Source organism: Pseudoalteromonas maris, assembly GCF_049257235.1.
GTDB lineage: Bacteria > Pseudomonadota > Gammaproteobacteria > Enterobacterales > Alteromonadaceae > Pseudoalteromonas.
In genome coordinates this window covers 356212-369784 of the sequence record NZ_JBMMUF010000001.1, presented here as the reverse complement: position 1 = coordinate 369784, position 13573 = coordinate 356212, and the positions used below count along the sequence as shown (strand labels likewise).

Here is a 13573-nt window from a genome sequence, read left to right as displayed (position 1 = left end):
ATTAAGGTACAGCCACTTGCTCTAGAATATGCGTTAATACTTGATCTTTAGTAATGCCTTCAGCTTGGGCTTCATAGCTAAGGATGATGCGGTGGCGAAGTACATTATGAAAGACTGCCTGAATATCCTCTGGGCTGACAAAGTCACGACCATTTAGCCAAGCATGGGCGCGTGCAGCTTTATCAAGAGCGATTGTTGCTCGAGGGCTTGCGCCATATTCAATCCAGTTACCGAGGTTGTCATCAATGTTACGGCCATCACGGGTTGCAATGATCAGTTGCACCAAATACTTTTCTAATGGCTCGGCGAGATGCAGTGACAGCACTTGCTGTCGCGCAAGGAATAAATCTGCCTGAGAGATTGGCTCCACTGCCACGTTATCGCCCTCTAGTGCTTCACCGCGAGTGAGGCGCAAAATAGCAAGCTCCGCGTGTGCATCAGGGTAATCGATATTTAAATGTAACAAGAAGCGGTCAAGCTGTGCTTCAGGAAGAGGGTAGGTACCTTCTTGCTCAAGTGGGTTTTGCGTCGCCATGACCATGAATAACTGCTCTAGTGGGTAAGTGTTTTTTCCCACAGTGATTTGTCGCTCGGCCATCGCTTCTAACAGTGCCGACTGAACTTTTGCTGGCGCTCGGTTTATTTCATCGGCTAATACCAGATTGTGAAAAAGAGGTCCTGGCTCAAACACAAACTCACTCGTTTGCTGGCGGTAAATATCTGTGCCCGTTACATCAGAAGGTAACAAGTCAGGAGTAAACTGGATGCGTTGGAAGCTGCCTTCTAAGCCTTTTGCCAGTGCATTGACCGCGCGTGTTTTAGCCAACCCAGGAGGGCCTTCAACAAGAAGGTGGCCGTCTGCTAATACCGCTATCAGTAGCGATTGAGTGAGATGAGGCTGACCAATGATTTGCGTATCTAAATAGTTTTTTAACTGTGCGAACTTCGAAACTGCCATACGTATACTTGTCCTTGGAGGCATCATACCCATTCACTTAAGTCGCTGAGCTTTGTATGCGAACGTACTGAACATAAATGGGTATAGAACATGAAAATTTATAAAAATACGGTGCTTTTGTTTTTTGCTACACCGCACAGTAGCAAGCCAGTTAGGCACTGTTTATGCTAATTAGTTCAGATTGATTTTACTCACAATTGCCTAGTTTTAAAGTCTTGTTTTTATTTTAAATGCCCCAAGTTGTGAGGAGCTGTTTGTCTTTAGGTTTTTTTTGCACAAGGCGCAGCATAGGAGCCGCAGTTCAGCTACACGACTATGCGATAACGCCTACACATGCGCTCAATATGCCGCCCCGTGGGTACACCCAAACGCCTTATACTGTTGTTTGCTCTTTATTTGTGTAGAACGACTATGCTTAATAGCTCGCGTCATGGCTGCAAGACGTTGAGGTTAAAGATAAAGCAAAGCACATGGATGAATAGACCCTAACTGTTGTTTTTGCTACACCTTTATTTTTAACTTCGCTCTTGGCAATGTGCGTGGGGTTGTTTAGAATCGAGGAAACTTTAACAGGTCAGACCTGTCAGCAGGAGAAGCATTTTTATGTCTGAGCAATTAAAACTAACAACACGAAACGGGGAGCGTATCGCTATTGTCAGCGGTTTACGTACACCTTTTGCAAAGCAAGCTACCGCTTTTCATCACATTCCAGCGTTAGATTTGGGGAAACTAGTTGTCAACGAGATGCTTGAGCGTCTTGATTTTGACCGAAAAGAAATCGATCAGCTGGTATTTGGTCAGGTGGTGCAAATGCCAGAGGCCCCAAACATTGCTCGCGAAATCGTACTGGGTACAGGAATGCCAGTTAATATTGATGCTTACTCAGTATCGCGTGCATGTGCTACAAGTTTCCAAGCAATTGCCAATGTCGCAGAGTCGATTATGGCTGGCCACACGCAGGTAGGTATTGCTGGTGGTGCTGATTCATCATCTGTATTGCCAATTGGTGTGAGTAAGAAGCTTGCAGGTAGCCTTGTGGATTTAAATAAGGCACGTACCTTGTCGCAACGTTTGAAGATTTTCTCAAAATTGCGCCTTAAAGACTTACTGCCTGTACCGCCTGCGGTTGCAGAATATTCAACGGGCTTGTCGATGGGACAGACTGCTGAACAAATGGCGAAAACACACAGCATCAGTCGAGCTGACCAAGATGCGTTGGCGCACCGTTCACATACGCTGGCAAGCCAAGCTTGGGCAGAAGGCAAACTGGCGCAAGAAGTGATGACAGCACATGTACCGCCTTATAAATCTTTCATTGAACAAGACAATAACATCCGCGCTAATTCTGAGCTGGCAAGTTATGCCAAGCTAAAACCTGTATTTGATCGCAAATACGGCAGTGTTACCGCTGCTAACGCGACGCCACTTACCGATGGTGCAGCGGCAGTGCTACTGATGAATGAAAGCAAAGCCAAAGCCATGGGCTATGAAATCTTGGGTTACATCCGTAGTTACGCATTTACAGCGATTGGTGTTCATGAAGATATGTTGATGGGCCCAGCTCACTCTACACCGCTTGCACTTGATAGAGCAGGTATTACGCTGGGTGATTTGAATCTTATCGAGATGCACGAAGCATTTGCAGCGCAAACACTGGCGAACATGAAAATGTTTGCATCAGATAAATTTGCCAAAGAGAAATTAGGCCGCGATAAAGCCATTGGCGAAATCGATATGGATAAGTTCAACGTTAACGGTGGCTCATTAGCATACGGCCATCCATTTGCTGCTACCGGAGCGCGTTTGATCACCCAAAGTATTCACGAACTTAACCGCCGCGGCGGAGGGTTGGCATTAACGACAGCCTGTGCGGCTGGTGGCCTAGGTGCTGCCTTTGTATTGGAGAGCGCATAATGACTGAATCAGTATTTAAATTTGAGCTCAATGATGAGCAAGTCGGTATTGTCACCATTGATGTACCAGGCGAGAAAATGAATACCTTGCGCGCAAGTTTTGCAGCGCAGCTTGAAGAGGTGATCAAAACCGCCAACGATGCCAATGTTAAAGGCCTCGTGTTTGTCAGCGCCAAGCCAGATAACTTTATTGCGGGTGCAGACATTAATATGCTTGATGATGCGAACTCGCACGAAGAGGCATTGGCACTATCGACGACCTGTCATGATGCCTTCTTTGAGTTGGCAAAATTACCTTATCCTACGGTTGCCGCTATTCATGGCGCTGCACTTGGCGGTGGTCTGGAATTTGCGCTGGCATGTGATTATCGTGTGTGTAGTGACAGTGACATTACCAAAATGGGCCTCCCTGAAGTGCAGTTAGGTTTGCTTCCCGGAGGTGGGGGGACCCAGCGTTTACCTAAACTTGTGGGTATTCAAAAAGCACTGGAGTGGATGCTAACAGGTAAGCAAGTGCGCGCTAAGCAAGCTAAAAAAGCAGGACTAGTGAATGAATGTGTACCACAGTCAGTGCTATTAGATGTAGCGACCCAGTTTGCGCTTAAGGGCAAAGCCAAAGCCGCCAAACCGCAGCTCGATAAAGTCTCTAAGTTGCTTGAGTCAAATCCATTTGGTCGTAACCTTATTTTCAAAAAAGCGGCAGAGAATGTGGCTAAGAAAACCGGTGGCCATTATCCAGCGCCTAATCTCATCATCAAAGCTGTGCGTGCCAGTGTCGAGCTCGATACGCTAAAAGCCTACAAAACGGAGGCTGAAGGCTTTGCTAGCTTAGTGATGAGTGATGTGTCGAAACAACTACGTGGAATTTTCTTTGCAACTACGCAAATGAAAAAAGAATGGCGAGCCGATGACGCGCCAAGCACAGACAAAGTTGCGGTGTTAGGTGGAGGCTTAATGGGCGCGGGTATCACGCACGTGAGTGCGATTAAAGCAGGCGTGCCAACACGCATTAAGGACGTTGCTCAGCAAGGTATTGCAGGTGCAATGAACTACAGCTACAAAATTTTGGACAAAAAACTCAAACGTCGTATTTTGTCTAAGGCTGAGCTTCAGATGCAGATGAATCGCATTACTGGCACGACCGATTACAGCGGCTTTAAAAATGTCGATATGGTGATTGAAGCGGTATTTGAGGATTTAAAACTCAAACAAGCCATGGTTGCGGATGTTGAACAACACGCGCAAGAACACACCATTTTTGCTAGCAACACCTCGTCACTGCCAATTTCGCATATTGCCCAAAATGCGCAGCGTCCAGAAAATGTTATCGGTTTACATTACTTCTCACCGGTAGAGAAAATGCCATTGGTGGAGATAATCCCTCATGAGAAAACCAGTGAGCAAACTATTGCGCGCACGGTGAGCTTTGCACGTAAGCAAGGTAAAACTCCGATTGTGGTTAAAGACAAAGCGGGCTTTTTTGTTAACCGTATATTGGCGCCTTATGTCAACGAAGCCGCGAATCTGCTGCTCGCTGGCGAGCCTATTGAAAAGATAGATAAGGCCCTGGTTGAATTTGGTTTCCCTGTTGGTCCACTGACCTTGTTGGATGAGGTGGGTATCGATATTGGCTCTAAGATTGCGCCAATTTTAGAAGCTGAACTGGGAGAGCGCTTCAAGGCACCTGATGCCTTTAATCGCCTTATTGATAGTAAGCGTCTGGGGCGCAAGTCAGGCCGTGGTTTCTACGATTACTCCAAAAAAGATAAGAAAGTTGACGACTCTGTGTACGAGTTACTTGGCGTGACACTGGCACCTAAGCTCAATAAGGAAGAAATTGCTGAGCGCTGTGTTATGCAAATGCTCAATGAGGCGGCTCGATGCTTGGAAGAGGGGATTGTGAGTAATGCCCGCGACGGTGATATTGGTGCCATTTTTGGCATTGGTTTCCCGCCATTCTTAGGTGGCCCATTTAATTACATGGACCAGTTAGGTGCCAGCGAAGTGTGCTCTAAACTGGCTACGTTTGCGCAGTTCAATAGTACCTTTGAACCAGCGCCGACTTTGCTGGAGATGGCTAAGAACGCAGAGTGTTTTTATGCTCAAGCGCAACAGCAAGACTCGGGATCTGCACAAAACGAGGAAGCCGAACAAAGCGCATAAGCGCAAGGGCGTGCTGATCTTCATAAAAGCGCAAGCACTAACTTGCGCTTTTTTCATGTCTACAAATTAATACACCGATGCGCTTCTATTTAATTGATATGTAAATTAATTCTTTGGGCGGGTGCGAAGCGGATGTTTATTTATTGCACATATGGTACTTTTGTATGGTTAATAAAGCAGCGCTTGTGTGCTAAAGTCGCGGCCTCAAATTTCGGGGGATAAAATGCTATTAGTACTGAGTCTTGTTTTCGCAACCATGTTATTTTTTATTGCTAACGCTAAAGGTATGCCAGCAAAGCGCTGGGCATTTTTAGGTGGCTTATTTGGTCCATTTGCGTTGGCTCTGTTTAATGTGCATTATCGTCGTGCTCTAATGCGTTCCGTGGCGCACTGTGGCATTATCTGGCGTCCATAGCACAGAAAAAGCCTGCTTTAGCGCACCAAGCTGAGGTGTTGCGTGTCGTTGCTCTCTTTTCTTTGTTGACGCAAGAACGCTTCAAACTGTTCGCTGGACAGTGGCTTAGAGTAATAATACCCCTGCATTGTTTCGCAGCCGAGATCGCGCAATTGTTGCAATTGTTCCACTTCCTCAACCCCTTCAGCAACAACATGTAGACTTAGATTTTGCGCCATAGTGATAATTGAATCCACCATGTTTTTACCGCGCTCGTTCTCCATATCTATGATAAAAGCGCGGTCTATTTTCAGCGTATGCAATGGGAATCGTTTCAAGTAGGCCAAAGATGAATAGCCAGTACCGAAGTCGTCCATCGCCAAATGCATGCCTTTATCGACGAGTGCGTGCATAACGGCAATGGCGTGCTCTGGATTGTCCATTACCGTGCCTTCGGTGATCTCCAGTTCAAGTGCGCTGGCGGGTAACTGACTTTGATGCAAAATGCGCTCGATGCGTGTGGTTAAATCAGCAAGTGCGAACTGTTTGGCCGAGAGGTTTACTGCCACTCGCTGATTGAATAACCCTAATTCTCGCCAGCGTTTCACATCAGCACAGGCTTTGCGTAACACGACTTCACCAATGTCGATGATTTGCCCTGTCTCTTCGGCGATGGGGATAAATAAGCCAGGGCTGATCATACCTTTTTTCGGAGTGATAAAACGCACCAACGCTTCCATACCCGCAATTTCACCGGTTTTGATATCCATTTTTGGTTGATAAAAAACTTCAAAATGATCTTTTTTCAGACCAAAGCGCATAAGGTTTTCAATTTGCAGGCGCTTAACGGCTTGATGGTTCATGGCATCATTAAAGAATAAGTAGCGGTTGCCTTGCTGTTTAGCGTGATACATGGCGGTATCTGCATTTTTAAGTAGAGCCTGCGGTGTGCGGCCGTCTTCTGGGCTCAATACAATACCGATTGATGCTGTAATAGCCAGCTCATGGCCCATCATCCGAAACGGTGTGGCGATGGTTTTTAAGAAGTCTTTGCTTAGTGCGGTAATACTGTGGATATCGTTTGTACCGCGCATGATAAGTGCGAATTCATCGCCCCCTAAACGGTAGAACGAATCTTGTGGACGTTTGCGCTCGTTCAGGCGCTGAGCGAGTTTGACCAGCAGCTTATCACCCAGCTGATGGCCCAAAGAATCGTTAATTTTTTTGATGTTATCCAAGTCCATAACCAACACCGCATGCTGGTTGTCTTTTTCCATCAACACATCAAGATCGGCAAAGAATTGGTTGCGGTTAGGGAGGCGCGTTAACGTATCTTGGTTGGACAGATCATTAAGTGCTTGCTCGGCGTTTTTGCGCTCGCTTAAGTCCGAATAAACCAGGATGTAGTATTCAATTTGTCCACTTTCGTCACGCACCTTATCAACACTCAACTCCATGCATAAGGGTTGCCCTGTAACCGTGGTTACATTGACTTCATTGAGGAAGTGATGAGTACCAAGGATAGATTGGCGTATTGCTTCATTACGTTGCTGATTTTTCCCTGGTATCGCGAAATCGTGACCAAAATGATATTGCCGTGATAGTCCAAACAACGCAGTAAACGCAGGGTTCGTGTCGATAAGCTTAAATTTGTGGTCATAAATAACCAGAGCATCACTGAGGTTTTCAACACACGTGGCGAACAAGTTTAACCGTTGCTCGGTGGTTTTTATGTCGTGTATATCCTTGACCGTACCGGTCATTCTTACTGGTTGAAGCTGCGCATTTTTTTCAACCACTTTTCCTCTATCGAGTACCCAACGCCACTGGCCTTGCTCATCTTGTAATCGGTAACTGGCTTCAAAAAAAGCGGTTTTTTGAGCGAGATGAGCGCGTAGTGCGTTTTCAACCGCAGGTAAATCTTGCGGGTGAATGAGCGCTCTGTTGGGTGGAATTTGTTTGCTAATAATATGACTCGTCTGGCTGTGACGTTCATCATTGATGCGCATCACTTCACCAGAAACAAGGTTCCAGTCCCACAGAATGTCTCCGCTGCCTTCAAGAGTTGATTGTAAAAGCTGTTTTGAGTGGCGCTCGCTTTGTTGGGAGCGACGCAAGGAAAGTACACTCCACCCCATAACCAACAAAGAGCAGAGTAAAAATACAGTAGTGGCTATGTAGAGCGGGCTTTGCGCAACGCTATTAGCGGATTGCTCAGCGTGCGCAGGCAGGCCAATGATCAGTGCTGTGAGACTTATGTAAGTCTTGTTATTGTTATTTTGCACGTTGTGATATGTCATATGAATCAACCCTCTAAGGTTAATTCATGGTTGAGCTGGAGTAAAGGTCGACGTCGTCCTCTTTGTTGGTGTGAGGCGAGCTAAGCCATTGTGTGCGTGCTCGTTGCTCAGAGAACAGCACCTTTAGGTAGTCTTTTACTTCACTAAACTCAATGCTATGCAAGGTTTCTAAGAGGTTGTCCTGCAAAGAAAAATCTACATCAGGATTACTGATGGCGAGCCAAAAGCGTTGCGAGCGTAGACGTAGATTTTTATCTTTTTCTGCAATTTGACGATACAGACTCTGCTTTGCTTGCTGCCAGTCTTGATTATCCATGGCACTAAACTCTTGGCTGTATTGCTGCACAAATTGCGTATGATGTGCGAGCAAATCTTTGGCACTTACTTTAGGGGATTGCACATAAAAAGCTAATCCCGCACGGGAGTTAAATGGCGCATAACCCGCACCTACCAAGTAACCGAGCTGTTGTTGAGTCCGTAATGTGTTGAAATAAGGCTGGTTGATGAGGTGATTAACCATCATCATGATCACCTTTTCACGAATGTCAGCGCTGAGCGCTTGGTAGTAAATCACCATTGCATGGTCATTACCAGCTAGGGATATGTGCTGTTGCTGAACACCTTTAATTTCGATTAAAGGGCGACAGATGGCATCGATGTTTGCGCGTTGTTGCAAATGTGATTGGATCAAACGCAAGAAATCATAGGCATCTGCTGGGCGCCAGTTACCATACAAGAACGCTTCAATGTGTATTTCATCGAAAAACGCGGTTCTGAATTTTTTAAACTGCGAGTAACTCGTGCTCTTTAGTGCATTGGCTAACTCATCAGGAGTGGGATTCCAAGGCATAACCTGCGCACCAATGCGGCTGAATATCTCACTCACAGGTTTGTTTTGATTACTCGATTGCCAATGTCGCACTAGTTGTTTTTTGTACTCGGCAAAGCGTTTGGCACAGATATCAGCATGAAACAATGCATCAAGTAACCCTTGGGCTAGTTCAAGCTGGCTTGATGATAGACCCGCAGTATGTAAAGTGAGGCCCCCTTGATGCGAAGAAATATGGTAATTGAGACCAGCGAGCTCCGCTGGGTAAAAGCGCTCTGCTACGCAATCAATAAACAAGTCAGCAAATAAGCGTGTCAGCGCCATGTGTTGCACATCTTTAACTGCCAATTTTGAGTCCAATGCAAGATAAAAATGGCCCTTGGCAACGCGGTATGTGGAGTCTTGTTTGAACCAAAAATTAAACCCAGGATGAGACGCGAGTTTCTCGGGTATTTCTTGGACATTGACTATCTCATGCAACACGCAAGGTCTTTGCAGGTAGGGATTCACTTCAGGCAGGGACATGGTGCTCAGTGGCGCGTCAATGGCGCTGAGCGCTTCGAGCCAATCCTCATCTAGCGCTTGGGTGTAGTAGGGGGTGTTGTACCATTTGGTGGTTTGCTCTGAGCTAATTCCTGGGTGTATTAGCACTAAGCGCATATTCTTTGGCGTTAGCCAATCGAGTACTTGCGCGAATTGCGCCTGATCATAGCCAGCCATCAAGTAGTCACCATAGAGGTAATTGTCACTTGAATAGTGGTGCATATTAACACTGACGCCGCTAACCCAATCGAGCAGGCGTGCCTTTTCTTGGTTATCAAAAGCAATCTGTAGCAGTGTTTGTTTGTCATTATACAGTGGCTTCAGTGCGCTGAGATTTTGGCGGATAAGGGCAATGTAAGCGAACACACACTCAACGATATCTGAATAATATTCAATGCCTTCATCAGTTAAAGCCAAGCTAATATTAAAATCTTTAAAGTTACTGCCATTGATACCGCCACCGGCAGATAAGGCATTTATCCAGCCTTGATTTTTTAATATGGAATGTAACGATCCCTCACCTTCATAGCCGAGCAAATGTGCTAAAAAGCTCACCGTTTTATGCTTATAAAAGTCGTCGATACTGGGCATCGCAAAGCTAACAATTAATTTTTGCAAATGCTTGTGGGGTTCAATGTGCAACTCAATAGCCAAGTCTTGAGGACGGTATAGAGGCTCACTGATCGGTTGTTTTTCCGTGTTATTACCAGGAATATCAGCAAACAAAGTCGTGGCCCATTGCTTGAGCTCGGCGAGTGGATATGGTCCACACAACACGAGTGTCATCCACTGCGCTTGATAGTGCTGTTCAAAAAAAGCGACTAGCTCAGCTTTTATTGCGCCGCGCTCATCGCTAAGCGTATCCATATTACCCACAGAAAATTTAGCAAAAGGGTGCTTTGGGTTAACTGTTTCTTTATGAGCTTGATAGATGCGTCGGCCATCATCTTTAATTTTGAGTTTAAACTCAGCATCAATGGCGTGACGCTCTTTGGTAATTTCGTGTTCGTTGAATAACGGCGCGATAAATAATTGGCTAAAGCGCTCTAGTGCGTCGTGGTAATACTGTTTGGTTATATCAAAGAAGTAACAACTGTGCTCGGTGCCTGTCCACGCATTACTGCTGCCACCATGGAGGCTAATGAAATCATGAAATTCACCGGCTTCTGGATACTTCTTGGTGCCAAGGAACAAGAGGTGTTCAACAAAGTGAGCAAGGCCTTGGCGGTGCCAAGGATCGTCAAAGTGCCCCGCATTAACAGTCAATGCCGCCCCAGCTTTTGGGCTTTCTTTATCCTCTACAAGAAGCACTCTAAGACCATTGGGCAGTGTTAGAGATTGGTAGAGTCTGTTATCATTGCGGCTGATATTCAAAGATTGCTCCTGAAACTAAAATAGTAACAAGATGTTCAGGGCCAGCGGTTACGGCGAGTGCCTACCTGAATATCGGTGGTAAAGCTAAACTATAGCGAACATTGTACCTTTATGGCTAGCTTTGCGGTAAAACTTTTGTCTCTAATTTGTTGATTTCTCAAACATGAAAACAATTTTAATTATGCGTCATGGCGACGCAGAAGCACTACAGAGAAATGACGAAATGCGTGCGCTTACTGAGTTAGGCAACAAGCAAGCCCAACAGGTAGGTGAGTGGTTGGCGCAGCGCTTCAATCCCGACGCATTATTAGTCAGCCCTTACGTGCGAGCGCAACAAACTGCGGCGCAAGTTAAAGGGTTTTACAGTGCTTTTGGCTACGAAGAAACGACTGCGGATATAATTCCCTCGGGTGATGCACAACGTGCTATTGACTACGTTAAAGCGTTGATTGAATTGCATCCACAGCTTGATACCTGGTTGATTGTAGCTCACATGCCAATAGTAAGTTACATGGTTGCGCAGTTATGCCCAGATAAAATGCCTATTTTCCCAACCTGTGGTGTCGCCCATATTGACTTCGATGAAACATCAAACACCGCCCATTGGCGCGCGTTGTACAGTCCTCAAGAGTAAGCGGCTAATGCGTTAGCCGCCCGCTATCTTTACTTTAAATCCAGCACTTTCCAATAGGCCTTTGAGCTTTTCACGGTCGTCACCTTGTATCTCGATGATCCCGTTTTTCACGGCACCGCCTTGACCCATTTTAGATTTTAGTTGTTTAGCCAGTTTCTTTAAGTCGTGCTCTTGTGGGTCAATTCCTACAACCAACATTACGCCTTTACCTTTACGACCTTTTGTTTGGCGTTCAATGCGCACAGCGCCATCTTTAAAAAGTTTCACGTCTGGCTCGCTTGAAGCCTCAGGAGCTTTGATTCGTCCCGTTTCGGTTGAATATACTAGGTTGTTGTCACTCATAAACCTGCTCTTATTAAAAATTAAACCCGTGGCATTTTAACATATTTACGCTTTTGATATTGCGAAATAACAATGTCGGCCTATATTTTAAAAAAGCATATTATCAGCGGGTTAGGAGCCTAAATGAGCTTGAGTCAGCATTATGATAGTAATAACAACACTCTGGTCATTGCTATCAAAGATAAATTTGATTTTAACTTGGTGCAGGACTTTAGGTCAGCCTATGCGGACATTCATCCAGATACGAAAAATGTTGAAGTCGACCTTCGTGAAGCAAGTTATATGGATAGCTCAGCATTAGGCATGCTGCTGAATATGCACAAGGCACTTAAAGACCAAGTGACAGAAATCTCTATTTCCAATGCAAATGCCCAACTGAAAAAGATCCTGCAAATTTCTCGTTTCGATAAAAAGTTTACCATTGACTGACGCCAGCAATCCCGACTCCTTAGAGGTGCCAGAAGTGGTACCTCCTCTGATCCTAGTTGTAGACGATGAGGAACTTAATCGCACGCTCCTGCGCATAATGTTAGAACATGACAATTACAGTGTGATTGAGGCAAGCAATGGTGCTGAGGCGTTAGTACAGCTTGCTAGTAATGACGTTGATCTTGTTCTTCTCGATATCATGATGCCGGTTATGGATGGTTATGTAGCTGCTCCCAAAATCAAGGAACACAGCGGCGCATCGTATTTGCCTATTATTTTTATCACCGCACTAGAGGACAGTGCATCATTGGCACGATGTTTAGATGTCGGTGGCGATGACTTCATGCCTAAGCCATTTGAGCCACTGGTGCTTAAGGCAAAGTTGCGTGTACATTTGCGTATTCGTGAACTGGTACAGCAATCGATAAGACAAACCCAAACCTTAACGTACTACCAAAACCAAACCGAACGCGAACACGAGCTGGTTGAGCACATTTTTGCAAATGCATTGAAGCAGCCACATGAGATGCCAAACGGGGTAGACTCGCACTTATCTCCGGCCGCTATGTTCAACGGAGACGTGTTCTTGAGTGCTGTAGCTCCTAACGGTTCTCAGTATTTTATGCTCGGTGATTTCACCGGCCATGGATTAGCCGCGGCTATTGGTGCACTGCCGATATCCACTATCTTCTATACCATGGCGGCAAAAAATTTAGCGATTGGCGATATTGCCAAAGAATTGAATCGCTCTTTGGCTAAGTTATTGCCCTCGCATATGTTTTGTGCAGCTACCTTGGTTGAAGTTAATGCCTCTGCGCAGAGCGCAAACTTTTGGCTGGGTGGGTTACCTGATGGTTTTATTATCGACCAACAAGGCGATGTCCTTGCTCATCTAGAATCCATGCATATGGCGCTGGGTATACTCGATGATGACGAATTTGAGCGTGATGTTGTTCATTTGTCACTGCGTAATCATGCACGTATCGCTCTGTATACCGATGGTATTATCGAGGCAGAGAACCCATCCGCAGCGCAATACGGGTATTCTCGACTTGAGCGGGCATTAAAGAATAAGCCCCGTGTTGGCACCAGTGAGATCATTGCTGATGTACACGCCTTTACTGGCTGTGAAGTACAACAAGATGATTACAGTGTGGTCATTATCGACCCTACACCACACAAGGTTGATGAGCAGCGCAACAAGGTGATAAGCCCGTTACCGCTGACCTTGCATTTGGACTTGGATGCACAGCAACTCAAAAAATTAGACCCTATTGCCCAGCTCATCGATTTGCTTACCAATTTACCGGGCTTAAATGCGCATAAATCGTCGTTATTTATCTTGCTATCAGAAGCCTACAACAATGCTTTAGAGCATGGTTTGCTGGGTCTTGACTCACAGATGAAGCTATCCGACGAAGGGTTTATGGATTACTACTTGCAACGTGAACAGCGTCTTGATGAATTAACGCAAGGAAAAATTGTCATCGACGTTCACTACGTGCCGCATGAACGCAAAGTCATATTTAAACTTGCGGACTCTGGTGACGGATTTGATAGAGATGCGATTAACCTACAGCAAGGCTATCAGAGTTTTGGTCGTGGCCTTTCATTGCTCAACGAGCTTGCTGAAAACGTCACTTATAACGACAAAGGCAACGAAGTAAACATTACTTACGTCATTGAGTAATTCT

Annotated in this window: 10 protein-coding genes; 6 read left to right on the top strand and 4 right to left on the bottom strand. The window is 45.6% G+C overall.

Going from position 1 to position 13573, the window contains the following annotated elements; translation table 11 throughout:
- Position 1: 1 nt before the first annotated feature.
- On the bottom strand, positions 2–958 hold the full coding sequence (locus tag AAEU32_RS01795) for an AAA family ATPase (RefSeq protein WP_421968817.1): 957 nt from the start codon (positions 956–958) through the stop codon (positions 2–4).
- Between the two features lie 603 nt (positions 959–1561).
- Here AAEU32_RS01795 and fadI point away from each other — a divergent pair.
- The 3 genes from fadI (at position 1562) to AAEU32_RS01780 (ending at position 5449) form a co-directional block, all read left to right on the top strand.
- Complete coding sequence (gene fadI / locus AAEU32_RS01790) at positions 1562–2872, top strand: acetyl-CoA C-acyltransferase FadI (RefSeq protein ID WP_421968816.1); 1311 nt, start codon at positions 1562–1564, stop codon at positions 2870–2872.
- Positions 2872–5034, top strand: coding sequence for a fatty acid oxidation complex subunit alpha FadJ (gene fadJ, locus AAEU32_RS01785; protein WP_421968815.1), 2163 nt, complete (start codon positions 2872–2874; stop codon positions 5032–5034). The genes fadI and fadJ overlap by 1 nt, the downstream gene beginning before the upstream one ends.
- Positions 5035–5257: 223 nt before the next feature.
- Complete coding sequence (locus tag AAEU32_RS01780; protein ID WP_421968814.1) at positions 5258–5449, top strand: hypothetical protein; 192 nt, start codon at positions 5258–5260, stop codon at positions 5447–5449.
- A 17-nt stretch (positions 5450–5466) separates the two neighbouring features.
- On the opposite strand, the gene AAEU32_RS01775 is transcribed toward AAEU32_RS01780, so the two are convergent.
- Together AAEU32_RS01775 and AAEU32_RS01770 are read right to left on the bottom strand one after the other, a co-directional pair.
- On the bottom strand, positions 5467–7728 hold the full coding sequence (locus AAEU32_RS01775; RefSeq protein WP_421968813.1) for a putative bifunctional diguanylate cyclase/phosphodiesterase: 2262 nt from the start codon (positions 7726–7728) through the stop codon (positions 5467–5469).
- A 19-nt stretch (positions 7729–7747) separates the two neighbouring features.
- On the bottom strand, positions 7748–10474 hold the full coding sequence (locus AAEU32_RS01770; RefSeq protein ID WP_421968812.1) for an insulinase family protein: 2727 nt from the start codon (positions 10472–10474) through the stop codon (positions 7748–7750).
- 163 nt (positions 10475–10637) lie between these two features.
- Here AAEU32_RS01770 and sixA point away from each other — a divergent pair, with 163 nt between their 5' ends.
- Positions 10638–11108: a phosphohistidine phosphatase SixA gene (sixA, locus tag AAEU32_RS01765; RefSeq protein ID WP_421968811.1), complete on the top strand. Its 471-nt coding sequence runs from the start codon at positions 10638–10640 to the stop codon at positions 11106–11108.
- Positions 11109–11120: 12 nt separating this feature from the next.
- Here the strand turns inward: sixA and AAEU32_RS01760 are convergent, their stop codons facing one another.
- Positions 11121–11450, bottom strand: a complete 330-nt coding sequence (locus AAEU32_RS01760; RefSeq protein ID WP_421968810.1) for an SUI1 family translation initiation factor — start codon at positions 11448–11450, stop codon at positions 11121–11123.
- Positions 11451–11573: 123 nt separating this feature from the next.
- Between AAEU32_RS01760 and AAEU32_RS01755 the strand changes: the two genes are divergently transcribed.
- Together AAEU32_RS01755 and AAEU32_RS01750 are read left to right on the top strand one after the other, a co-directional pair.
- On the top strand, positions 11574–11879 hold the full coding sequence (locus AAEU32_RS01755; RefSeq protein ID WP_421968809.1) for an STAS domain-containing protein: 306 nt from the start codon (positions 11574–11576) through the stop codon (positions 11877–11879).
- Complete coding sequence (locus tag AAEU32_RS01750; protein ID WP_421968808.1) at positions 11872–13569, top strand: SpoIIE family protein phosphatase; 1698 nt, start codon at positions 11872–11874, stop codon at positions 13567–13569. Before AAEU32_RS01755 ends, AAEU32_RS01750 begins: the two co-directional genes overlap by 8 nt.
- The last annotated feature ends 4 nt before the right edge of the window (positions 13570–13573 follow it).